The sequence below is a fragment of the Streptomyces sp. BA2 genome, assembly GCF_009769735.1.
In the GTDB taxonomy this organism is placed as follows: Bacteria; Actinomycetota; Actinomycetes; order Streptomycetales; family Streptomycetaceae; genus Streptomyces.
The window spans coordinates 5,586,960-5,608,072 of the sequence record NZ_WSRO01000002.1; the positions used below are offsets into that span (position 1 = coordinate 5,586,960).

The 21,113-nt window shown below is 71.0% G+C and carries 23 protein-coding genes and 1 pseudogene; 17 read left to right on the forward strand and 7 right to left on the reverse strand.

What is annotated here, in order from left to right:
- Positions 1-5 precede the first annotated feature (5 nt).
- Entirely contained in the window at positions 6-1,004 is a 999-nt protein-coding gene (gene coaA / locus E5671_RS28095) for a type I pantothenate kinase (protein WP_160506681.1), read from the reverse strand.
- Between the two features lie 100 nt (positions 1,005-1,104).
- On the opposite strand from coaA, the gene E5671_RS28100 reads away from it, so the two are divergent.
- The 5 genes and pseudogenes from E5671_RS28100 (at position 1,105) to tsaE (ending at position 6,301) form a co-directional block, all read left to right on the forward strand.
- Positions 1,105-1,473, forward strand: a complete 369-nt coding sequence (locus tag E5671_RS28100; protein ID WP_160506682.1) for a holo-ACP synthase — start codon at positions 1,105-1,107, stop codon at positions 1,471-1,473.
- Positions 1,474-1,506: 33 nt separating this feature from the next.
- Positions 1,507-2,943: an NAD(P)H-hydrate dehydratase gene (locus E5671_RS28105; RefSeq protein ID WP_160506683.1), complete on the forward strand. Its 1,437-nt coding sequence runs from the start codon at positions 1,507-1,509 to the stop codon at positions 2,941-2,943.
- Positions 2,944-3,391: 448 nt separating this feature from the next.
- The gene (alr, locus tag E5671_RS28110; protein WP_160506684.1) at positions 3,392-4,543 is read left to right on the forward strand and encodes an alanine racemase; all 1,152 of its coding nucleotides are present in this window, start codon (positions 3,392-3,394) and stop codon (positions 4,541-4,543) included.
- 13 nt (positions 4,544-4,556) lie between these two features.
- A pseudogene (locus E5671_RS28115) lies at positions 4,557-5,850 on the forward strand (alpha/beta fold hydrolase).
- Positions 5,789-6,301: a tRNA (adenosine(37)-N6)-threonylcarbamoyltransferase complex ATPase subunit type 1 TsaE gene (gene tsaE / locus E5671_RS28120; protein WP_160506686.1), complete on the forward strand. Its 513-nt coding sequence runs from the start codon at positions 5,789-5,791 to the stop codon at positions 6,299-6,301. The pseudogene E5671_RS28115 and the gene tsaE overlap by 62 nt, the downstream one beginning before the upstream one ends.
- A 285-nt stretch (positions 6,302-6,586) precedes the next feature.
- Here the strand turns inward: tsaE and E5671_RS28125 are convergent, their stop codons facing one another.
- Positions 6,587-7,138, reverse strand: coding sequence for a hypothetical protein (locus tag E5671_RS28125; protein ID WP_160506687.1), 552 nt, complete (start codon positions 7,136-7,138; stop codon positions 6,587-6,589).
- A gap of 108 nt (positions 7,139-7,246) precedes the next feature.
- On the opposite strand from E5671_RS28125, the gene tsaB reads away from it, so the two are divergent.
- The 4 genes from tsaB to E5671_RS28145 are packed head-to-tail and all read left to right on the forward strand — an operon-like array spanning position 7,247 to position 9,786.
- Entirely contained in the window at positions 7,247-7,903 is a 657-nt protein-coding gene (gene tsaB / locus E5671_RS28130) for a tRNA (adenosine(37)-N6)-threonylcarbamoyltransferase complex dimerization subunit type 1 TsaB (protein WP_160506688.1), read from the forward strand.
- A 29-nt stretch (positions 7,904-7,932) separates the two neighbouring features.
- On the forward strand, positions 7,933-8,415 hold the full coding sequence (rimI, locus tag E5671_RS28135) for a ribosomal protein S18-alanine N-acetyltransferase (RefSeq protein ID WP_160510455.1): 483 nt from the start codon (positions 7,933-7,935) through the stop codon (positions 8,413-8,415).
- The gene (gene tsaD, locus E5671_RS28140) at positions 8,408-9,532 is read left to right on the forward strand and encodes a tRNA (adenosine(37)-N6)-threonylcarbamoyltransferase complex transferase subunit TsaD (protein ID WP_160506689.1); all 1,125 of its coding nucleotides are present in this window, start codon (positions 8,408-8,410) and stop codon (positions 9,530-9,532) included. The genes rimI and tsaD overlap by 8 nt, the downstream gene beginning before the upstream one ends.
- Positions 9,529-9,786: a hypothetical protein gene (locus E5671_RS28145; RefSeq protein WP_160506690.1), complete on the forward strand. Its 258-nt coding sequence runs from the start codon at positions 9,529-9,531 to the stop codon at positions 9,784-9,786. Before tsaD ends, E5671_RS28145 begins: the two co-directional genes overlap by 4 nt.
- A gap of 24 nt (positions 9,787-9,810) precedes the next feature.
- On the opposite strand, the gene E5671_RS28150 is transcribed toward E5671_RS28145, so the two are convergent.
- Entirely contained in the window at positions 9,811-9,954 is a 144-nt protein-coding gene (locus E5671_RS28150; protein ID WP_160506691.1) for a hypothetical protein, read from the reverse strand.
- 5 nt (positions 9,955-9,959) lie between these two features.
- On the opposite strand from E5671_RS28150, the gene E5671_RS28155 reads away from it, so the two are divergent.
- From E5671_RS28155 to E5671_RS28165, 3 genes are read left to right on the forward strand one after another with little or no spacing between them, the layout of a single operon-like run.
- Complete coding sequence (locus tag E5671_RS28155; protein ID WP_202121284.1) at positions 9,960-10,250, forward strand: hypothetical protein; 291 nt, start codon at positions 9,960-9,962, stop codon at positions 10,248-10,250.
- Positions 10,251-10,292: 42 nt separating this feature from the next.
- A complete protein-coding gene (locus E5671_RS28160; RefSeq protein ID WP_160506692.1) occupies positions 10,293-10,649 on the forward strand; it encodes a YciI family protein in 357 nt (118 codons plus the stop codon).
- A 50-nt stretch (positions 10,650-10,699) separates the two neighbouring features.
- Positions 10,700-11,995, forward strand: coding sequence for a sigma-70 family RNA polymerase sigma factor (locus tag E5671_RS28165; RefSeq protein ID WP_160506693.1), 1,296 nt, complete (start codon positions 10,700-10,702; stop codon positions 11,993-11,995).
- Between the two features lie 50 nt (positions 11,996-12,045).
- Here the strand turns inward: E5671_RS28165 and E5671_RS28170 are convergent, their stop codons facing one another.
- Positions 12,046-13,272, reverse strand: coding sequence for a class I SAM-dependent methyltransferase (locus tag E5671_RS28170; protein ID WP_160506694.1), 1,227 nt, complete (start codon positions 13,270-13,272; stop codon positions 12,046-12,048).
- Between the two features lie 82 nt (positions 13,273-13,354).
- Between E5671_RS28170 and E5671_RS28175 the strand changes: the two genes are divergently transcribed.
- From E5671_RS28175 to groL, 3 genes are all read left to right on the forward strand, one after another.
- Positions 13,355-14,278, forward strand: coding sequence for a polysaccharide deacetylase family protein (locus tag E5671_RS28175; protein WP_160506695.1), 924 nt, complete (start codon positions 13,355-13,357; stop codon positions 14,276-14,278).
- A gap of 476 nt (positions 14,279-14,754) precedes the next feature.
- The gene (groES, locus tag E5671_RS28180) at positions 14,755-15,063 is read left to right on the forward strand and encodes a co-chaperone GroES (protein ID WP_006347174.1); all 309 of its coding nucleotides are present in this window, start codon (positions 14,755-14,757) and stop codon (positions 15,061-15,063) included.
- Between the two features lie 119 nt (positions 15,064-15,182).
- Positions 15,183-16,811 carry a chaperonin GroEL gene (gene groL / locus E5671_RS28185; protein WP_160506696.1) on the forward strand — a complete coding sequence of 543 codons (1,629 nt, stop codon included), beginning with the start codon at positions 15,183-15,185 and terminating at the stop codon, positions 16,809-16,811.
- A 268-nt stretch (positions 16,812-17,079) separates the two neighbouring features.
- On the opposite strand, the gene E5671_RS28190 is transcribed toward groL, so the two are convergent.
- Positions 17,080-17,853 (reverse strand): SDR family NAD(P)-dependent oxidoreductase, encoded by a 774-nt coding sequence (locus tag E5671_RS28190; RefSeq protein ID WP_160506697.1) that lies wholly within the window; start codon positions 17,851-17,853, stop codon positions 17,080-17,082.
- A gap of 131 nt (positions 17,854-17,984) precedes the next feature.
- The gene (locus E5671_RS28195) at positions 17,985-18,662 is read right to left on the reverse strand and encodes an MOSC domain-containing protein (RefSeq protein WP_160506698.1); all 678 of its coding nucleotides are present in this window, start codon (positions 18,660-18,662) and stop codon (positions 17,985-17,987) included.
- A gap of 79 nt (positions 18,663-18,741) precedes the next feature.
- Here E5671_RS28195 and E5671_RS28200 point away from each other — a divergent pair, with 79 nt between their 5' ends.
- Positions 18,742-19,638 carry a LysR family transcriptional regulator gene (locus E5671_RS28200; protein ID WP_160506699.1) on the forward strand — a complete coding sequence of 299 codons (897 nt, stop codon included), beginning with the start codon at positions 18,742-18,744 and terminating at the stop codon, positions 19,636-19,638.
- A gap of 22 nt (positions 19,639-19,660) precedes the next feature.
- On the opposite strand, the gene E5671_RS28205 is transcribed toward E5671_RS28200, so the two are convergent.
- Entirely contained in the window at positions 19,661-20,029 is a 369-nt protein-coding gene (locus E5671_RS28205) for a WhiB family transcriptional regulator (RefSeq protein WP_160506700.1), read from the reverse strand.
- A 390-nt stretch (positions 20,030-20,419) separates the two neighbouring features.
- Between E5671_RS28205 and E5671_RS28210 the strand changes: the two genes are divergently transcribed.
- Positions 20,420-21,031 carry a response regulator transcription factor gene (locus E5671_RS28210; RefSeq protein ID WP_003948568.1) on the forward strand — a complete coding sequence of 204 codons (612 nt, stop codon included), beginning with the start codon at positions 20,420-20,422 and terminating at the stop codon, positions 21,029-21,031.
- Positions 21,032-21,113: the final 82 nt, after the last annotated feature.

Genomic DNA, 21,113 nt, shown 5'->3' on the forward strand with positions numbered 1-21,113 from the left:
GGCGTCTACAGCTTGCGCAGGCTCAGCCGCTGCACCTTGTGGTCGGTGCCCTTGCGGATGACCAGGGTGGCGCGGCCCCGCGTGGGGGCCACGTTCTCCAGGAGGTTGGGCTTGTTGATCGTGCGCCAGGTCGTGCGGGCGTAGTCCAGGGCCTCTTCCTCCGAGACCTGCGTGTACTTGCGGAAGTACGAGGACGGGTCCTGGAACGCCGTGGCGCGGAGCTTCTTGAAGCGGTTCAGGTACCAGCTCTCGATGTCCTCCGCGCGCGCGTCCACGTACACGCTGAAGTCGAAGTAGTCCGCGAGGCCCACGCGGGTGCGGCCGTCCTTGCCGGGGAGTGCCGGCTGGAGGACGTTCAGGCCTTCGACGATGAGGATGTCCGGGCGGCGGACCGTGAGGCGCTGGTCCGGCACGATGTCGTAGATCAGGTGGGAGTAGACGGGCGCCGTCACCTCGTCCTTGCCCGCCTTGATGTCGGCGACGAAGCGGGTGAGGGCGCGGCGGTCGTACGACTCGGGGAAGCCCTTGCGGGACATCAGACCGCGGGCCTCCAGCTCCCTGGTGGGCAGGAGGAAGCCGTCGGTCGTCACGCGCTCGACGCGGGGATGCTCGGGCCAGCGGGAGAGCAGGGCCTGGAGGAGGCGGGCGACGGTCGATTTGCCGACGGCCACCGAGCCGGCGACTCCTATGACGAAGGGCGTGCCCGACTGGGAGCCTTTCTCGCCGAGGAAGGTGTTGAGGGCGCCGCGCAGGCCGTCCGTGGCGCCCACGTAGAGGTTCAGGAGGCGGGAGAGCGGCAGATAGATGTCCCGCACTTCGTCCAGGTCGATGACGTCACCCAGGCCGCGCAGCTCCTCCAGCTCGGCGGCGGTCAGCGGAAGCGGCGTCTTGTCACGCAGGGCGCTCCACTCGGTGCGGGTGAGGTCGACGTAGGGAGTCGCCTCCGGCCTGTGCCGGTGGGCGCTCCGCGCGGTCGTCGGGGGTACGGAGACCGAAGAGATCACAGTCCATTGTTACGGCTGTTTGAACGGGCCGGGGGGTGGGGTGCGTCACCCCCTGCGGGGCTTGAACGGCCGGGGTGCCCGGGCTCGTAGGCTGCTGCTCGTGATTATTGGGGTCGGAATCGACGTGGCCGAGATCGATCGGTTCGAGGCGGCGATGGAACGTACGTCCGGGATGGCCGGGCGGCTCTTCGTGGAGCGGGAGTTGCTGCTGCCGAGCGGGGAGCGGCGGGGGATCGCCTCGCTGGCGGCGCGGTTCGCTGCCAAGGAGGCGCTGGCCAAGGCGCTCGGTGCCCCTGCTGGGCTGCGGTGGACGGACGCGGAGGTGTACGTCGAGGGGAGCGGGCAGCCGCGGCTCCGGGTGAAGGGGACGGTCGCCGCGCGGGCCGCCGAGTTGGGCGTGCGGTCCTGGCATGTCTCGCTCAGCCATGACGCGGGGGTGGCCTCCGCCGTGGTGATTGCCGAGGGATAGGCGCTGTTCGCGGCGCTGGGTGACACTCGGGGTATGCGTATTGCGTATCCGGTGGAGACGGTAAGGGCCGCTGAGCGGGAGTTGATGGCGCGGGTGCCGGAAGGTGCCCTGATGCAGCGGGCGGCCGCCGGGCTCGCGGTGGTCTGCGCCGAGGTGCTCGGCAAGGTGTACGGCTCCCGGGTCGTGCTGCTCGTGGGGAGCGGGGACAACGGCGGCGACGCGCTGTACGCCGGGGCGCGGCTCGCCCGGCGTGGGGCTGGCGTGTCCGCGGTGCTGCTTTCGCCCGAACGGGTGCATGGGGGCGGGCTCGCAGCCTTTCGGGCGGCTGGAGGCAGGGTCACCGGGGGTGTGGACGCGGAAGGCGTTCTTCGCGGGGCTGATCTTGTCGTGGACGGGATCGTCGGCATCGGGGGGAAGGGCGGGCTGCGGGCCGAGGCTTCTCAACTGGTGAGTGCTGTACGGGGTTTGGGGGCCCCTGTGGTCGCCGTCGACCTGCCGAGCGGGGTCGACGCGGACAGCGGGGTCGTGGACGGCGATGCGGTGCGGGCCGATGTGACGGTGACCTTCGGGGCGTACAAGCCGGGGCTGTTGATCGATCCCGGGCGGGAGTACGCGGGTGTGGTGCGGCTCGTGGACATCGGGCTCGACCTCGGGGAAGACGTGGGTCGGGTCGAGGCCCTTCAGTACGCCGATGTGGCCTCGCTGTTGCCGATGCCTACCGGGGAGAGCGACAAGTACCGGCGGGGTGTCGTGGGGATCGTCGCCGGGTCCGACCGGTATCCGGGAGCGGCGGTGCTCTCCGTCGCCGGGGCGCTGCGGGGCGGCGCGGGGGCCGTGCGGTACGTGGGGCACGCGGCGGATGCCGTCATCGCGCGGTACCCGGAGACCCTCGTGTCCGCGGGCCCGCCCTCGAAGGCGGGGCGCGTGCAGGCCTGGGTGGTCGGTCCTGGGCTGGGGGACGACGCCGAGCGGCTCGCGGAGGTGGTCGGTGCCGATGTACCCGTACTGATCGACGCGGACGGGCTGCGCCTTGCCGACGCCTCGGCCGTGCGGGGGCGTGGCGCGCCTACGTTGCTGACGCCGCACGCGGGGGAGGCGGCGGCGCTGCTGGGGGTTGCGCGGGAGGAGGTCGAGCGGGGGCGCCTGGCCGCTGTGCGGGAGCTGGCGGGGCGGTATGGGGCGACGGTGCTGCTCAAGGGGTCCACGACGCTGGTGGCCGCCGGCCGGGAGGGCATCGTGCGGGTCAATCCCACGGGGACGCCGTGGCTGGCCACCGCGGGCAGCGGGGACGTGCTTTCGGGGCTCGCGGGGGCGTTGCTCGCTGCGGGGCTCGGGGCGGGGGACGCGGGGGCGGTGGGCGCGTATCTGCACGGCCTTGCTGGGCGGCATGCGGCGGATGGGGCGCCGGTGGGGGCGCATGACGTTGCGGAGGCGATTCCTGCGGCTTGGCGGGATGTTCGGGGGGACTAGGGGGGTCGGCTTGGGCGGGCTCCGGTGCGGGGCGCTGCGGGGCGCTGCGGGGCGCTGCGCGGGGCTGGCCGCTGGAGTCCCCTGGCGTCTCGCGGTCGGCTGCGGGTGCGTGCGGGGTGCGGGGTCGGTGCGTGTGTGGGTGCGGGGCCGCGCCGGTATGTCCGTCCTCGCTATCGTCCGGTGGCCGCTGGGTTGCTTCGGCTCCGGAGACTTCGGGAGCCGTGCTCCGGGCAGACATACCGGCACGTCCCCTCCCGAGCGTCGCCGACTGCGGCTTTTCGCTGGTCGCTGCGGGGCAATCGGGTGGGTGGGCGGGAAAGGTTGTTCGTTCAGGGTCGGATGCGGGGTGATCGGGTGGGTGGGTGGGGAGGTCTGTTCGGGCAGGGGTGGATGCGGGGGAGGGCATGGGCCAGGCGGCCAGGGATGCTCTGAGACACTGGTCGGCGTTATGACTGAGACCGCACCTTTGCGTGCCCGCGCCGAGATCGACCTGGCCGCCCTCCGGGCCAACGTGCGGACTTTGCGCGCCCACGCCCCAGGAGCCGCCTTCATGGCCGTCGTGAAGGCGGACGCGTACGGCCACGGGATGGTGCCCTGCGCCCGCGCGGCCGTCGAGGCGGGAGCCACCTGGGTGGGCACCGCGACCCCCGAGGAGGCCCTCGCGCTGCGGGCCGCCGGGATCCGGGGGCGTCTGATGTGCTGGCTGTGGACTCCCGGCGGGCCCTGGCGCGAGGGCGTCGAGGCCGATCTCGACATGTCGGTGAGCGGGCTCTGGGCGTTGCGTGAAGTGTCCGCCGCCGCCCGCGCCGTGGGGCGTACGGCGCGTATTCAGTTGAAGGCCGACACCGGGCTCGGGCGCAATGGATGTATGCCCGCCGACTGGCCCGAACTCGTCTCGCAGGCGTTGCAGGCCGAGGCCGAGGGCCTGGTCCGCGTCACCGGCCTCTGGTCGCACTTCGCGTGTGCTGATGAGCCGGGGCATCCGTCCATCGCCGCTCAACTCACGCTGTTCCGCGAGATGGTCGCCGCCGCTGAGGAGCGGGGAGTCCGGCCCGAGGTGCGGCACATCGCCAACTCGCCCGGCACGCTCACGCTTCCGGAGACCCACTTCGATCTCGTACGTCCCGGGATCGCGATGTACGGGATCTCGCCGAGTCCCGAGGTCGGCACGTCGCAGGAGTTCGGGCTGCGGCCCGTCATGCGGCTCAGCGCCTCCCTCGCCCTCGTGAAGCACGCTCCGGGGGGTCACGGCGTGAGTTACGGGCATCACTACGTCACACCCGGCGAGACGACCCTCGGACTCGTCCCGGTCGGGTACGGGGACGGGATCCCGCGCCACGCGTCCGGCACCGGTCCCGTGCTCGTCGGCGGCAAGCTGCGGACGGTGGCGGGGCGCATCGCGATGGACCAGTTCGTGGTCGATCTCGGCGGTGACGAGCCCGCGGTGGGCTCCGAAGCCGTCCTGTTCGGTCCCGGTGACGGGGGCGAGCCGACCGCCGAGGACTGGGCGCAGGCGGCGGGCACCATCGCGTACGAGATCGTCACCCGCATCGGATCGCGAGTTCCGCGCGTCTATGTGAATGAGCGACCCGACGAGTGAGGAGGAGCGGCACGTGAGCGAGACCAGCACGGGGGCGGCCGCGGACGCGGTGACGGAAGTCGCCGCGGCGGCCGGTAACTGGCGCAGAGCCGGCTTCGCCGGTGCCGCGATAGGTGTCGTCGCCGCGGGCGCGGCCGCCGGTGTCGCCATCGAGCGGCTGACCGTCGGCCGCGGCATGCGCAAGAAGGCGCGGCTCGCACTCGACGCGTCCGGCCCGTACGGCTCGCTGCGCGGCATGCCAGGCGTGGCGTACGCCGATGACGGCACGGAACTCTCGTACGAGGTGGATGAGGTCGACAAGGCTTCGGCGGACAGCGCGCAGGCGCCGCGCCGCCGCAGGCTCTTCGGGCGCAAGGCGCCCGCTCCCGTCACCGTCGTCTTCAGCCATGGCTACTGCCTGAGCCAGGACTCCTGGCACTTCCAGCGGGCGGCCCTGCGCGGTGTCGTGCGCTGTGTGTACTGGGACCAGCGCAGCCACGGCCGTTCGGGTCGCGGCGTGGCGCAGCTGACGGACCGGACGCCGGTCTCCATCGACCAGCTGGGGCGGGACCTGAAGGCCGTCATCGACGCGGCGGCTCCCGAGGGGCCGCTGGTCCTCGTCGGGCACTCCATGGGCGGCATGACGACGATGGCCCTCGCCGACCACTACCCGGAGCTGATCCGCGAGCGCGTCGTCGGCGTCGCCCTCGTCGGTACGTCGTCCGGGCGGCTCGGCCAGGTCAACTTCGGGCTTCCGGTCGCGGGGATGAACGCCGTGCGGCGTGTGCTTCCGGGTGTGCTGAAGGCGCTCGGCTCGCAGGCCGATCTTGTGGAGAAGGGGCGGCGTGCCACCGCGGATCTCTTCGCCGGCATCATCAAGCGCTACTCGTTCTCGTCGAAGGACGTGGACCCGGCGATCTCGCGGTTCGCCGAGCGGATGATCGAGTCGACGCCCATCGACGTGGTCGCGGAGTTCTATCCGGCGTTCGCCGAGCACGACAAGGCGGAGGCGCTCAAGCACTTCGCCGAGCTTCCTGTGCTCGTCCTGGCCGGGGACAAGGACCTGGTGACGCCCAGCGAGCACAGCGAGGCCATCGCCGATCTGCTCCCGGACGCCGAGCTCGTGCTCGTCCCGGACGCCGGGCACCTGGTCATGCTGGAGCACCCCGAGGTCGTCACGGACCGCCTCGCCGACCTCCTCGCCCGCACGGGAGCCCTGCCGACGGCGGCCGACGCACGGACCTCCAGCGGCTAACGTGGGTGGGCATGGAAGCACCGCACAACCCGGCCCCCGTGAACTCCCTCGGCATCACCGTCACCTCTCCTGAGCAGATGGGCGACCTGGGCCGCCGCCTGGCCAAGCTGCTCCGCCCCGGCGACCTCGTGATGCTCACCGGCGAGCTCGGCGCCGGCAAGACGACACTGACCCGCGGCCTGGGCGAGGGTCTCGGCGTACGCGGCGCCGTCACATCGCCGACCTTCGTCATCGCCCGCGTCCATCCCTCCCTCTCCGAGGGCCCGCCCCTGGTGCACGTGGACGCGTACCGCCTGGGCGGCGGTCTCGACGAGATGGAGGACCTCGACCTCGACGTCTCGCTGCCCGAATCGGTGATCGTCGTCGAGTGGGGCGACGGCAAGGTCGAGGAGCTCTCGGACGACCGGCTGCGCGTCGTCATCCACCGGGCCGTCGGCGACACGACGGACGAGGTACGGGAAGTGACGCTGACCGGGGTCGGAACGCGGTGGGCGGAGGCCGACCTCACACTGCTTTCGGCCTGATCCTCGTCTTTTCGCCCGAACTTTCCGACAGGGCGTCGGGAAGATGTTGCGCGGCGTGCGTCGCGCGTGGTCACATGGATACCAGTACTGGTTAGGTCTACCTAACCACGTCTGCCCCCGGAGCCCAGGAGGCATCCATGTCGGCTTCAGAACGTGACGCACAGCCCCGACCGCACGGGCTGTCGGGGCCATCGGGGATTTCCATGCGCGATCTGCTGGCGTCCTGCGCGGCCGCGAGCGCGGTCTCCACACCGCCGCGTGATCCGGCGCCCAGGGGCGAGGCGCCTACGGAACGACGACGACCTTCTTGCTGATCGTCGCGAACTCCCACATCGCGTTGCCGTCCTTGCGGGACTCGCGGATGCCGCCGGTCTTCTTCGACGGGTCCGGCTTCGGCGTCGAGCCGTCCACCGCCGCGCTGAAGCCGATCGCGATCCCCTCGACGCTCGCGAAGCGCACGACGTGCTCGATCGCCACACCGTCCGTTCCGGTGACGGTGCCCGAGCGAGAGGTGACGGCGTACGTACCGGGGACCGGGTCCACCGTGCTCGGCGTGACCTTGAAGGTGCGCTGCGCCTTGCCGGAGCCGCCGACCAGCCATACGCGGTCCTCGCCCACCGAGTAGACGACCCGCTCGCCCGTACCGGACTGTGCCGGGACCGCCGTGGGGTCGGCCTTGTCCTTGGGGGAGCGCGAGGCCGAAGCGGAAGGGGACGTGTCCGGTTTCTTGCCCAGGCTGTCCGGCGCGCTGGCCGATGCCTGGTAAGCGAGGAAGCCGACCGCGGCGAGCGCAGCGGCGGTGAGCCCGGCCACGAATCCCGAGCTGCTCCTGGACACCTGCGCCACCCTCTTCGTACTCCGTACGGCTACGGGGTGACGTTAGCAGCAGGTGTGCGGCAACCACGGTCGGCCGTGCTCCGGGCGTCGGAGCCGTAGGCTATTCGCGTGCTCTTGCTCGCTCTGGATACCGCCACCCCCGCCGTTACCGTCGCGCTGCACGACGGCTCGTCCGTCGTCGCAGCCTCCAGCCAGGTGGACGCCCGCCGCCACGGCGAGCTGCTGCTTCCCGCCGTCGACCGGGTGCTCGCCGACGCCGGGCTCAGACTCGACGCCGTGACCGCCGTCGTCGTCGGCGTGGGCCCCGGCCCGTACACGGGTCTGCGCGTCGGCCTGATGACCGCCGACACCTTCGGCCTCGCGCTCGGCGTGCCGGTGCACGGCGTGTGCACGCTCGACGGCCTCGCGTACGAGTCCGGCATCGAGGGCGGCCCGTTCGTCGTGGCCACGGACGCGCGCCGCAAGGAGGTCTACTGGGCGCGGTACGCGGACCCGCGCACCCGCCTCACCGACCCCGCGGTGGACCGCCCCGCGGACATCGCGGACGCGGTGGCGGGCGTGCCCGCCGTCGGCGCGGGCGCGCTTCTCTACCCCGAGACCTTCCCGGACGCCCGCGCCCCCGAGAACGTCTCGGCGGCCTCGCTCGCCTCCCTCGCAGCGGAGAAGCTCGCCGCGGGCGAGGAACTGCCGGCCCCCAGGCCGCTGTACCTGCGCCGCCCTGACGCGCAGGTCCCCAAGAACTACAAGGTGGTCACCCCCAAGTGACATCCGTGACGACAGTCGTCCTGCGCGAGATGCGCTGGTGGGACATCGAGCCCGTCTTCGTCCTGGAGAAGGAACTCTTCCCGGACGACGCCTGGTCGCGCGGCATGTTCTGGTCCGAGCTCTCCCACGCGCGCGGACCGCTGGCCACCCGCCGGTACGTGGTGGCGATGGACGGCGAGCGGCTCGTCGGGTACGCGGGGCTCGCCTCGGCCGGTGACCAAGCCGACGTCCAGACCATCGCGGTGGCCCCCAGCCACTGGGGCACGGGGCTCGGCTCCCGGCTCCTGACCGATCTGCTGAACGCGGCGACCGCCTTCGAGTGCGCCGAGGTCATGCTCGAGGTGCGGGTCGACAACACCCGGGCGCAGAAGCTGTACGAGCGCTTCGGCTTCGAGCCCATCGGCTTCAGGCGCGGCTACTACCAGCCGGGCAACGTGGACGCCCTGGTGATGCGCCTGACCGATCCATCAACTTCAGTCAATCCCGTACAAGGAACCGACATCCATGGCTGACTCGCGCGACCAACCTCTCGTTCTCGGCATCGAGACCTCCTGCGACGAGACCGGCGTCGGCATCGTCCGCGGCACCACCCTGCTCGCCGACGCCGTCGCCTCCAGCGTCGACGAGCACGCGCGCTTCGGCGGCGTCGTGCCCGAGGTCGCTTCGCGCGCGCACCTGGAGGCGATGGTGCCGACCATCGACCGCGCCCTGAAGGAAGCGGGCGTCACGGCGAAGGACCTGGACGGCATCGCGGTGACCGCGGGGCCCGGCCTCGCGGGCGCGCTGCTCGTGGGCGTCTCGGCGGCCAAGGCGTACGCGTACGCGCTCGGCAAGCCGCTCTACGGAGTCAACCACCTGGCCTCGCACATCTGCGTCGACCAGCTGGAGCACGGCACGCTGCCCGAGCCGACCATGGCGCTGCTCGTCTCCGGCGGCCACTCCTCGCTGCTGCTCTCCACCGACATCACATCGGACGTACGCCCCCTCGGCGCGACGATCGACGACGCGGCGGGCGAAGCCTTCGACAAGATCGCGCGGGTGCTCGACCTGGGCTTCCCCGGCGGCCCCGTCATCGACCGGTACGCGAAGGAGGGCGACCCGAAGGCGATCGCGTTCCCGCGCGGCCTCACCGGGCCGCGCGACGCCGCGTACGACTTCTCCTTCTCCGGTCTGAAGACGTCCGTCGCGCGCTGGATCGAGGCCAAGCGGGCCGCGGGCGAGGACGTCCCCGTCCGTGACGTGGCGGCGTCCTTCCAGGAGGCGGTCGTCGACGTGCTGACCCGCAAGGCCGTGCGGGCCTGCAAGGACGAGGGCGTCGACCACCTGATGATCGGCGGCGGGGTGGCCGCGAACACGCGGCTGCGCGCCCTCGCCCAGGAGCGGTGCGAGGCGGCTGGGATCCGGCTGCGGGTGCCGCGGCCGAAGCTGTGCACGGACAACGGCGCGATGGTGGCCGCACTCGGCGCGGAGATGGTGGCACGCAACCGGTCGGCATCCGACTGGGACCTGTCGGCGGACTCCTCGCTCCCGGTGACGGAGCCGCATGTGCCGGGCCACTCCCACGACCACGGCCACGACCACGACCACGACCACGTGCACGAGGTCAGCAAGGAGAATCTGTACTCGTGACCGTCGCGCTGATGTGGGAGGCCCGCGCCGCCGACGGACGGGGCGATGAACTGCTCGCGTGGGCGCGGGCACAGCCCCTGGACGGCGACCCGGTCCGCCGGGAGAGCTTCCGCGCCCCGCAGGACCGGGTGCTCGTCCTGACGTGGTGGGACGCGCCGTACGACGCCGACCTCCCCGAACTCCCGGAGCCCGCACCTGAGTTGGTGACGCGGGCCGTGCACAGGTGGCGGTTCGAGTCGGTCGGCCTGGGCTGACGCCCCGCACCGGCCGGGGGTCGTTCAGGCGCGCCGCGCCTGCCCCAGGAGCCCGTCGATGACCGCTGCCAGTTGCCTGGACACGTCGTACTCCGCCGTCAGTTCCAGCCAGCGGCCGGCGAGCGCGGTCATGTGGGGCAGCTCCTCGGCGTCCGCCTCGGTGAGCATGCGGCATGTGCTTCGTGCCGCTGGGCACGGCGGCGACCTCCGGTGTCGCCGCCGAGGAGACCGGCATGGCGTCGGGGGTCACGGGGCCTGGCCGGGGGCCGGGTGCGCTCGCGGACGGGTACGCGACCGCGTTCGGCGTCGCCGCGGCGCTGCTCGTGGCGGCAGCCGTCGCGACGGCGGTGCTGCATCGGGCCCCCGCACGGCCGCGACCTGCGGAAACGTATGCCCGAGAAAATTCTTCGAAGAATCTGGGCGACGATGTCGATCCGGGCGTCTCCCGTTCGACGCATGGGTGAGAGGCGAGGAGAAACCCCGCCACCACCTGTTGGGAGACCACCATGCCGCGCTTTCTGACGTTGATCCGCGTCGACGAGAAGAACTCCCCCGAGGGCGGCCCGAGCCCCGAGATGGGCGAGCGCATGGGCGCGCTGCTCGAAGAGATCACCAAGGCGGGAGTGATGCTCGAGACCGCGGGTCTCACCCCGAGCGCCCAGACCACCCAGGTGCACTGGAAGGGCGGTCGACTGTCCGTCACGGACGGCCCGTTCACCGAGGCCAAGGAGGTCGTCGGCGGCTACTCGATCTCCCAGTGCAAGGACAAGGCCGAGGCCGTCGAGTGGGCGAGCCGGTTCCTGAAGACCCACGACGAGCAGTGGACCGTGACGGCGGAGGTCCGGGAGATCATCGAGGGCTGACGCCCCCGGCGCCGACCCTTTGCGGTGCCCCGCGGAGGGTGCTCTGATGGGTGGCCGTGACGGCCCACTCCTCAGAGCACCCCCGCCCGGACGCCCCTGACCGCGCCATCGAGACCGTCTTCCGCATCGAGTCCCCGCGCCTGATCGCGGGGGTCGCGCGGATCGTGCGCGACGTGGGCATCGCGGAAGAGCTGGCGCAGGACGCGATGGTCGCCGCGCTGGAACAGTGGCCGCGGGCCGGCGTCCCCGACAACCCGGGCGCCTGGCTGATGACCACCGCCAAGCGCCGCGCCATCGACCTCGTACGCCGCAGGGAGCGCTACGCGCGCAAGCTGGAGGAGGTGGGCCGCGACCTGGAGGCGGCGCCGCCCCACGCCGACGAGCCCGCCGACCCCGACGACATCGACGACGACCTGCTCCGCCTCGTCTTCACCGCCTGCCACCCGGTGCTCTCCGCCGAGGCCCGCATCGCGCTCACGCTGCGGCTCCTCGGCGGCCTCACGACGGCGGAGATCGCCCGCGCGATGCTGGTCCCCGAGTCGACGGTGGCCCAGCGCGTCGTGCGCGCGAAGCGCACCCTCGCAGCCAAAGGCGTGCCCTTCGAAGTGCCGTACGGGGGTGAGCGCGAGGCCCGGCTCGGATCGGTGCTCGAAGTCATCTACCTCATCTTCAACGAGGGGTACGCGGCCACGGCGGGCGACGACTGGCTGCGACCATCGCTGTGCGAGGACGCGCTCCGCCTCGCCCGCGTGCTGGCAGGGCTCATGCCGCGGGAGGCCGAAGTGCACGGCCTGGCGGCGCTGTTGGAGCTCCAGGCGTCCCGGTCGGCGGCGCGGACGGGGTCGAAGGGCGAGCCGGTGCTCCTCGCGGACCAGGACCGCCGCCACTGGAACCGGCCGCTGATCCGGCGGGGCTTCACCGCACTCGCCCGTGCGCGGGCCGTGTCGACGGGCGGCCCCGGCCCCTACGAACTCCAGGCCGCGATCGCCGCGAGCCACGCGAACGCGCTGTCGTACGAGGAGACGGACTGGCCCCGGATCGCCACCCTGTACGAACTGCTTGCCGCCCGCACTCCGTCGCCGGTGATCGAACTGAACCGCGCGGTGGCGGTGTCCATGGCCTCGGGTCCCGCGGAGGCGCTGCTGCTCGTGGACGCGCTCGCGGATGAACCCGCCCTGAAGGACTACCACTTGCTGCCGAGCGTGCGGGGTGACCTGCTGGTGAGGCTGGGGCGGGTGGCGGAGGCGCGGGCGGAGTTCGAGCGGGCGGCGGGGCTCACGCGGAACGAGCGGGAGCGGGAGTTGTTGCTGGGGCGAGCTGAATCTTCCAGCCTGTCCGGCGATTGAGGACGAACTCGGCGGAGCCGGTGATCGACGGTGCCCAGGACCCGGGGGCTTCAGGCTTCCGCCACGGGGCGCCCGATCAGCATCGCCGGCGCCCCCGCCACCCTCGTCAGGAACACCGTCGCGGAGTTCTTGCCCTGCGGCTTCACCTTCCGTCGCAGTTCCTCCGGCTCCACCGCCGAGCCCCGCTTCTTCACCGTCAGGATCCCGACCTCCCGCTCCCGCAGCACCGCCTTCAACTTCTTCACCCCGAAGGGGAGTTGATCGGTGATCTCGTACGCCACCGCGTACGGCGTCGTGTGCGGCGCGTCGGAGGTGACGTACGCGATGGTCTCGTCGATCAGACCGCCCTCCACCCGCGCGGCCACCTCCGCCACCAGATGGGCACGGATGACGGCGCCGTCCGGCTCGTACAGATAGCGTCCCACCGCCCGCACCTCCGGATCCGGCAGCATCGCGTCGAGCGAGGACCACAGGGATGCCCCCGAGGGCAGCAGGGTCGCGCGGTGCGAGGACGGGGTGTCCGTGCCGAACCACAGCACGGCCTCCTTCACGTCCCCGCCGTCCGAGATCCACTCCGCCGCGGCATCGGCGGGAACCGCCTCGTGCGGAATGCCGGGAGCGATCTTCAGCGCCGCGTGCGGAGCCTGGCGGGCGGCCTCGATCGCCCAGGAGAGGGGCGGCGAGTAGGCCTCGGGATCGAAGATGCGGCCCCGCCCCCCACGCCGAGCGGGGTCCACGAAGACCGCGTCGTACGCGGACGTGTCGACCTCCGTGACATCGGCCTCGCGTACCTCGATCAACTCCGCGAGCCCCAGAGCTTCCGCGTTCGCCCGCGCCACCGCACAGGTCAGCGGGTCGCGGTCGACGGCGAGGACGGCGATCCCGGCGCGGGCGAGGGCGATCGCGTCGCCGCCGACGCCACTGCAGAGATCGGCCACACTCCGTACGCCGAGGGCCTTGAAGCTCGCGGCGCGGTGCACGGCCACGCTCGTCCGGGTCGCCTGCTCGACGCCGTTCGGCGTGAAGAACATCCGCCCCGCGTCCTTGGCGCCGAACTTCGCCACGGCCCGCCGCCGCAGCCGCGCCTGCGCGAGGACCGCCGTGACCAGCTCCGCTGGGTGGTCGCGGCGCAGACGGGTGGCGACAGCCAGCTCCCGGGCCGGATCGGCCTCCCGCACCTCGTCGAGTTCGAGCAGGGACCGGCCTTCTGGGGTGAGCAGCGCCGAGAAGGAGGTCAGGGCGGTCGAGTCGCGGTCGAGGTCGTTCACCCGGCCCATTGTGGGCCAGTCGGTGGATGGTGTGCCTCCGGTGGCGGTGTCGGCCCAACAGCGGGGCTGTGAGCTGCAAGGATCCGGCGCCATGCAACTAGTACGACAAAACGTAAAATACGGCAGAAGGCGGACGCGCCATGTACGGGCCGCAGTGGCCGCTCTCGTCGTCGCCGCGATCGCCTCCGGCTGTGCCTCGGGCGACGACGGCGGAGCCAGCCCCGCCCCCGGTCAGCAGCGTCTGGACGCGCCGCCCGCCCGCGCCCTCGACTCCTACGCCCACAAACTCCGCGTCACCCAGGTCGCCCGTGCCGCCGCCGCGAAACGCTGGGGCCTGGCGAAGACCCCGCTGGCGGCGCCGCCAGCCCCGGCCAAGAAGCCGAAGATCACCACGCGCAAGGGGTTCGAGGTCAAGGGGCAGGCGGGTCTTCCGCCCGTGTTCACGACCATCCCGACCAAGAAGAAGATCGTCTTCCTGACCATCGACGACGGCGCGGAGAAGGACCCGGCGCTGCTCAAGATGATGAGCGAACTGCAGATCCCGTACACCGCGTTCCTCAGCGACTACCTGGTCAAGGAGGACTACGGCTACTTCAAGAAGATGCAGTCCCGCGGCGTCGTGCTGAACAACCACACCCTCAACCACCGCTATATGCCGGGGCTTTCGTACGCGAGTCAGCGCCGGGAGATCTGCGGCATGCAGGACACCATCCAGAAGCGCTACGGCAAGCGGCCCGAGCTCTTCCGCCCGCCGTACGGCAACTACAACGCGGACACGCTGCGGGCCGCCAAGTCCTGCGGGATCAAGGCCGTGCCGCTGTGGGCGTCCGAGGCCTTCCCCAACCGCATGGACTGGCGCGAGTGGGACCGGGACCTGCACCCCGGCGACATCATCCTCACCCACTTCCGGGGGCGCGAGGACTGGAAGGGCACGATGCCCGACATGATCCGCAAGGTCATGAAGACGGTCACCGACAAGGGGTACGCCGTGGCCAGGCTGGAGGACTACCTGTGACCGGGCGGGCGCGGGCGCGGAGGTTCCTCGTCGGCGCGCTCGCGGCAGGCGTGCTCGCGCCCGCACTGCTCACGGGGTGCGCGCAGTCGGTGGACCCGATCGAACGCCTGGGCAGAAAGGCGGCGGAGAAGGTCCCGCCGAGGAAACCCGCGGCCTCGCCCAGCTGTGCTCCCCCGCCCGCGGGTGCGCCGAAAACGGGGCGGCACACGCCAACGGAGACGGAACCGCCCGTCGCGGGGAAGCGTTGCCCGGAGGAGCGTGGGGGATCCCCCACGCCTCCACCCGGATAAGACCCGCGTCAGTGAATTAGCAGTCCGCTTGACCGAGTGCTAATCGTCGTCCTAGTCTCGGCCTTGGCACTCACCACTGGAGAGTGCCAACAGCGACGGGCAGGTCCGGCACCCGCGACGACGGATCCACCTGGTCGCCACCCCAGACTGTTAACCCCGTAGATCTCCGAAGGGGGAGACCGGATCGTGACGACCGCCAGCTCCAAGGTTGCCATTAAGCCGCTCGAGGACCGCATTGTGGTCCAGCCGCTCGACGCCGAGCAGACCACGGCCTCCGGCCTGGTCATTCCGGACACCGCGAAGGAGAAGCCCCAGGAGGGTGCTGTCCTCGCAGTGGGCCCGGGCCGCTTCGAGAACGGCGAGCGCCTGCCGCTCGACGTCAAGGTCGGCGATGTCGTGCTGTACAGCAAGTACGGCGGCACCGAGGTGAAGTACAACGGCGACGAGTACCTCGTCCTCTCGGCTCGCGACGTGCTCGCGATCGTCGAGAAGTAATTCACCCGAGCAGAAACATGCTTTGAGCTGCGCCCCTGGCCACCCCTGCTGATTGCCGGGCGGCGAGGGGCGCAGTTCGTTCGTCAAACCCGAGTTTCCGAGAGGGCTGAACCGCTCCCATGGCGAAGATCCTGAAGTTCGACGAGGACGCCCGTCGCGCCCTCGAGCGCGGCGTCAACAAGCTTGCCGACACGGTCAAGGTGACGATCGGCCCCCGCGGCCGCAACGTCGTCATCGACAAGAAGTTCGGCGCCCCCACCATCACCAACGACGGCGTCACCATCGCCCGTGAGGTCGAGGTCGAGGACCCGTACGAGAACCTCGGCGCGCAGCTCGTCAAGGAGGTGGCGACCAAGACCAACGACATCGCGGGTGACGGCACCACCACCGCGACCGTGCTCGCCCAGGCCCTGGTCAAGGAAGGCCTGCGCAACGTCGCCGCCGGTGCATCCCCGGCCGCCCTGAAGAAGGGCATCGACGCCGCCGTCGCGGCCGTCTCCGCGGAGCTCCTCGCCACCGCGCGCCCCATCGACGACAAGGCCGACATCGCGGCCGTCGCCGGTCTGTCCGCCCAGGACCCGCAGGTCGGCGAGCTCATCGCCGAGGCGATGGACAAGGTCGGCAAGGACGGTGTCATCACCGTCGAGGAGTCCAACACCTTCGGTCTTGAGCTGGACTTCACCGAGGGCATGGCCTTCGACAAGGGCTACCTGTCCCCGTACATGGTGTCCGACCAGGAGCGTATGGAGGCCGTCCTCGACGACCCGTACATCCTCATCCACCAGGGCAAGATCTCGTCCATCCAGGACCTGCTGCCGCTGCTCGAGAAGGTCATCCAGACCAACGCCTCGAAGCCGCTCCTGATCATCGCCGAGGACGTCGAGGGCGAGGCCCTTTCGACCCTGGTCGTGAACAAGATCCGCGGCACCTTCAACGCCGTCGCGGTGAAGGCCCCCGGCTTCGGCGACCGCCGCAAGGCCATGCTCGGTGACCTCGCCACCCTCACCGGCGGCACCGTCATCGCCGAAGAGGTCGGCCTCAAGCTCGACCAGGTCGGCCTTGACGTGCTCGGCACCGCCCGCCGCGTGACCATCACCAAGGACGACACCACCGTCGTCGACGGCGGCGGCAACGCTGCTGAGGTCGAGGGCCGCGTCAACCAGATCAAGGCCGAGATCGAGTCCACGGACTCGGACTGGGACCGCGAGAAGCTGCAGGAGCGCCTGGCGAAGCTCGCCGGTGGCGTCTGCGTGATCAAGGTCGGCGCCGCGACCGAGGTCGAGCTCAAGGAGAAGAAGCACCGTCTGGAGGACGCCATCTCCGCGACCCGCGCCGCGGTCGAGGAGGGCATCGTCTCCGGTGGTGGCTCCGCTCTGGTGCACGCCGTCAAGGTCCTCGAGGGCAACCTCGGCAAGGAGGGCGACGAGGCCACCGGTGTCGCCGTCGTCCGCCGCGCCGCCGTCGAGCCGCTGCGCTGGATCGCCGAGAACGCCGGCCTCGAGGGCTACGTCATCACCTCGAAGGTCGCCGAGCTCGACAAGGGCTTCGGCTTCAACGCCGCGACCGGCGAGTACGGCGACCTGGTCAAGGCCGGCGTCATCGACCCGGTCAAGGTGACGCGCTCCGCGCTGGAGAACGCCGCCTCTATCGCTTCGCTGCTGCTGACGACCGAGACCCTGGTCGTCGAGAAGCCGGCCGAGGAAGAGGGCGAGGCCGGTCACGGCCACGGGCACGGGCACTCCCACTGACCCGCTGCGCTCGGCTTGAACGGTGACCGAGGCCCGGCTTCCCTTCACAAGGGAAGCCGGGCCTCGGCCTTTTCTGGGGGGAGCGTCTGCCGGGTTGTTCTTCGTTGCCGGCCGCGAGCCGTTTTCGGCTGGTCGCGCAGTTCCCCGCGCCCCTGAGGCCGACTTCGGCGAGCGCCCCGTCAGGGGCGCGGGGAACTGCGCGAGGACGGACCACGACTCGCAGTCGGCGACTGAGGGGCTTCGGCAGACGCAGCCCCGTCCATCAGGGTTACTGCGGGCCGTACTTGCGGCCGGTACGGGATGTCACGCCGCCGAGCAGCGCCCTCGGGGTCACCTTCACCACGCCCATCATCGCCTTGTACTTGGGGTCCGGGATCGAGAGGGTCTTGCCCCGCGCCAAGTCGGTCAGCGCGGCCGCGACCAGCTTGTCCGCGTCGAGCCACATCCACTTGGGGATGTTGGACGTCCCCATCCCGGCGCGCTCATGGAACTCGGTCCGTACGAATCCGGGGCACAGGGCCATCAGCCGCACCCCGGAGCCGGCCAGGTCCTTCGCCGCCCCCTGCGTGAACTGCACGACCCACGCCTTCGACGCGCCATACGTCCCGCGCGGCACGAACGCCGCCACCGAAGCGACGTTGACGACGCCACCGCGGCCGCGCTCCCGCATCGACTCCGTCGCCGCCGACGTCAGCCGGAGCACCGCCTCGCAGTGCACCTTGAGCATCGTCAGCTCGTCCTCGATCGGCACCTCCAGGTACTGGCCCTTGTTGCCGAACCCGGCGTTGTTCACAAGGAGGTCGACCGGGTTCCTGCGGTCCGCGAGCCGCTTCTCGACGGCGGCGATCCCGTCGTCGGTCGCGAGGTCCGCGGTGAGCACCTCCGCCTCGATGCCGTGCCGGTCGTGCAGTTCGGTCGCCTGTTCCCGCAACCGCTCGGTGTTCCGTGCCACCAGGACCAGGTTGTGGCCGTCACCGGCGAGCCGCCGTGCGAAGGCTGCGCCGATACCGGCGGTCGATCCCGTAATCAGAGCCGTAGTCATGGACCAAGGCTAGTGAGATCCGGTGACCGCTGTGGTGCCCGGAGGCCCTCCCGGCCTGCTCTGCTTCCGTTTTCGCGTCGGGCCAGGACCAAGTCGCCGGGCCCGACGGCCAGTTACGCCGGTCATGCCGGTTATGAAGCTTGGGAGCCGTACTTCTCCGCGTACTTCCGAGCCGCATCGACCGACTCGGGATGCAGCGCGTCCCCGGCGGCGAGCAGGCTCGGCAGTAGGTGCCTCTCCGTCGTGACGGCCCTGAACTGGAGGGCGACGGTGACGTCGTGCGCAGGCCGGTGCACGATCTCCATCGCGTCCCCGCCGCGGATCTCACCCGGTTCGATCACCCGCAGATAGGCGCCGGGAGCGCCCTGCTGGGTGAAACGCTTGACCCACCGCGTCTCGCCGAGGTGGCCCTGGAACGTCTGGCAGGGAATGCGGCCCGATGTCACTTCGAGGAGCAGATCGGGGCCGACGCGCCAGCGCTCGCCTATCTTCGCGCCGCTCACGTCGAGCCCGGACGTCGTGAGGTTCTCGCCGAAGGAGCCAGGGGGCAGCGGGCGGCCGAGCAGCCGCTCCCATTCGTCGAGGTCCTCGCGCGCGTAGGCGTACACGGCCTGGTCGTCGCCGCCGTGGTGCCGCAGGTCGCAGACCTCGTCCCCCGCCACCCCGCTCCCGCCGACCCCCTTCGTGCCGGGAGCCGTCACCCGTACGGCCCCTTCGGCGGGCTGCTTGTCGATGCCGGTGCCGCCCGAGGGGGCGTCGGTGTACTCCACGGCCTTGTACCGGCCCAGATTCACGGAGAGAAGCTTCATGGCGAAAGGCTAGGCGAGCTCGCTCAAAGGGTCGACACATTATTCGCTGCCCGACCCAAGCGTCGCTTATGCTTGCGTCATGATCGAGGCCCGTCATCTCCGCGTCCTGCGTGCGGTCGCCGCCACCGGCTCCTTCTCCGCCGCGGCGCGCGAGCTCGGCTGCACCCAGCCCGCCGTCAGCCAGCAGATGAAGGCGCTCGAAGCCTCCGCGGGCACGACACTGCTGATCCGCACAGGGCGTGAGATGCGCCTGACCCAGGCGGGCGAGGCCCTGGTCCGGCACGCTGCCGGGATCCTGGCGGGGCTGACGGCCGCCGAGGAGGAGGTCGCCGCGATCGCGGGCCTGCGGGCGGGCCGGGTCCGCCTCGTCTCCTTCCCCAGCGGCAGCTCGACGCTGGTGCCGAGCGCACTGGCCGCCCTGCGCGCGGCGCACCCCGGCACCCGGGTATCGCTCGTGGAGGCCGAGCCGCCGCGCTCGGTCGAGATGCTGCGCGAGGGCGACTGCGACGTGGCACTCGCCTTCCGGTACGAGGGCGCGTCGGCCGCGGAGGAATGGGACGACCTGGTCGTACGTCCGCTTCTGGCCGACCGGCTCGTCGGTCTGGTGCCCGAGGGGCATCGGCTCGCCAAGGCGGAGGCGGTCGCCATCGGGGAGCTGGCCGACGAGCCGTGGATCGCGGGCTGTCCGCGCTGTCGCAGGCAGCTGGTCGAGGTCTGCGAAGGGGCGGGCTTCGTGCCCCGCATCGATTTCGCGACCGACGACTACCCGGCGGTGATCGGACTGGTCGGCGCGGGCCTGGGGGTCGCGGTGATGCCCGAGCTCGCCATCGAGTCCGTACGCCCCAAAGGTGCACGCACAGTGACGGTGGAGCCTGCCGTCCAGCGCGAGATCGTCGCGCTCACCCTGCCGGATCTGGCGCAAGTGCCCGCTGTGGCAGCCACGCTGGACCACCTCGCGCGCGCCGCGGAGCGCTGAGCTCTTCTGAAGAAACGTTCCTTCAGTTGTGCGTGACCATGCCGCCGCTTGATGCCCTGGCCGCGGCCGACGCCGACGCCGATGCCGAGGGTGCGGACGTCGTGACGAGGCGGTTGCGGGCGCGGCCCATGAGTTCCTCGCGCTCGTCCTCGGTAAGACCGCCCCACACGCCGTACGGCTCCCGTACCGCGAGGGCGTGAGCTGCGCACTCCGCGCGTACCGGGCACCTCATGCAGACCTCCTTGGCGGAGTTCTCACGCGCGCTGCGTGCCGCGCCCCGCTCACCCTCGGGGTGGAAGAAGAGCGAGCTGTCGACCCCGCGGCAGGCGGCGAGGAGCTGCCAGTCCCAGAGATCTGCGTTCGGTCCGGGAAGGCGGGAGAAATCTGCCATTGCTTGTCTCCTGGTAGCCGTTCTGCGCGGATACGGTGCCCACGACCGTACATCTACTGTCTAAGGAGATGAAAATATGACTCATTGGAAAATCTAGCCACAGACACCAGCAAAAGGGAAGGAAGAGGGCTAAATGGGGCATGGGTTGTGATGAAACGTTGAGGGTCTCTTGCGCTGCCTGCTCCGTGTCCGCGCCCTCACGTAGAGTGCCGAAGGTGGCCCACCGCCCCGTAACTCTTTCGGGTGACCGTCGTTGAGAGTGCGGAGGCGGTTGAAAGAACAAGCGCTCGGGCAGATGTCCGAGAGCGTCAACCGCACAGGTGACGAATAAGTACCAGCCTGGAGGCTCAAGGTGACGCGCAGCAGCTGTGAGAGCCGCGGAGGACAGTCATGACATCCGTCCTCGTCTGCGACGACTCCCCGCTCGCCCGAGAGGCGCTCCGCCGCGCGGTCGCGACCGTGCCCGGCGTCGAGCGTGTGACGACAGCGGCCAACGGCGAGGAAGTCCTCCGCCGCTGGGGTGCCGACCGCTCGGACCTGATTTTGATGGACGTACGCATGCCCGGTCTGGGCGGCGTGGAGACGGTCCGGCGGCTGCTGTCCGCCGACCCCGGTGCGCGCATCATCATGCTCACCGTGGCCGAGGACCTGGACGGGGTCGCACTCGCGGTCGCCGCCGGTGCCCGCGGCTATCTCCACAAGGACGCCTCGCGCGCCGAACTGCGCGCGACCGTCACGCAGGCGCTCGCCGACCCGACGTGGCGACTGGCTCCGCGCAGACTGCGTTCGGCCGAGATGGGCGCGGCGCCCACGCTCACCGCGCGTGAGATCCAGGTGCTCGAGGGCATGAGCCACGGCCGGTCGAACGCCGAGATCGGACGTGAGCTTTTTCTCTCCGAGGACACGGTCAAGACCCACGCCAGGCGGTTGTTCAAGAAGCTCGGCGCCTCGGACCGCGCGCATGCCGTGGCGCTCGGTTTCCGCTGGGGCCTGGTCCGATAGGTGTGCCGCCGTGCGGGCACGGCGATCCCCGCCCGCCGTGTGGTGGGCGGGGTGACGGACGCCCGTCGCTCCCTCTCGCGGG

Coding starts and splice junctions, on each gene's coding strand:
- E5671_RS28105 (WP_160506683.1), top strand. CDS start 1,507: ATGCGTATTGCGTATCCGGTGGAGACGGTAAGGGCCGCTGAGCGGGAG.
- alr (WP_160506684.1), top strand. CDS start 3,392: ATGACTGAGACCGCACCTTTGCGTGCCCGCGCCGAGATCGACCTGGCC.
- tsaE (WP_160506686.1), top strand. CDS start 5,789: ATGGAAGCACCGCACAACCCGGCCCCCGTGAACTCCCTCGGCATCACC.
- rimI (WP_160510455.1), top strand. CDS start 7,933: ATGCGCTGGTGGGACATCGAGCCCGTCTTCGTCCTGGAGAAGGAACTC.
- tsaD (WP_160506689.1), top strand. CDS start 8,408: ATGGCTGACTCGCGCGACCAACCTCTCGTTCTCGGCATCGAGACCTCC.
- E5671_RS28150 (WP_160506691.1), bottom strand. CDS start 9,954: ATGCTCACCGAGGCGGACGCCGAGGAGCTGCCCCACATGACCGCGCTC.
- E5671_RS28155 (WP_202121284.1), top strand. CDS start 9,960: ATGTGCTTCGTGCCGCTGGGCACGGCGGCGACCTCCGGTGTCGCCGCC.
- E5671_RS28160 (WP_160506692.1), top strand. CDS start 10,293: ATGCCGCGCTTTCTGACGTTGATCCGCGTCGACGAGAAGAACTCCCCC.
- E5671_RS28170 (WP_160506694.1), bottom strand. CDS start 13,272: ATGGGCCGGGTGAACGACCTCGACCGCGACTCGACCGCCCTGACCTCC.
- E5671_RS28175 (WP_160506695.1), top strand. CDS start 13,355: ATGCAACTAGTACGACAAAACGTAAAATACGGCAGAAGGCGGACGCGC.
- groL (WP_160506696.1), top strand. CDS start 15,183: ATGGCGAAGATCCTGAAGTTCGACGAGGACGCCCGTCGCGCCCTCGAG.
- E5671_RS28190 (WP_160506697.1), bottom strand. CDS start 17,853: ATGACTACGGCTCTGATTACGGGATCGACCGCCGGTATCGGCGCAGCC.
- E5671_RS28195 (WP_160506698.1), bottom strand. CDS start 18,662: ATGAAGCTTCTCTCCGTGAATCTGGGCCGGTACAAGGCCGTGGAGTAC.
- E5671_RS28200 (WP_160506699.1), top strand. CDS start 18,742: ATGATCGAGGCCCGTCATCTCCGCGTCCTGCGTGCGGTCGCCGCCACC.
- E5671_RS28205 (WP_160506700.1), bottom strand. CDS start 20,029: ATGGCAGATTTCTCCCGCCTTCCCGGACCGAACGCAGATCTCTGGGAC.
- E5671_RS28210 (WP_003948568.1), top strand. CDS start 20,420: ATGACATCCGTCCTCGTCTGCGACGACTCCCCGCTCGCCCGAGAGGCG.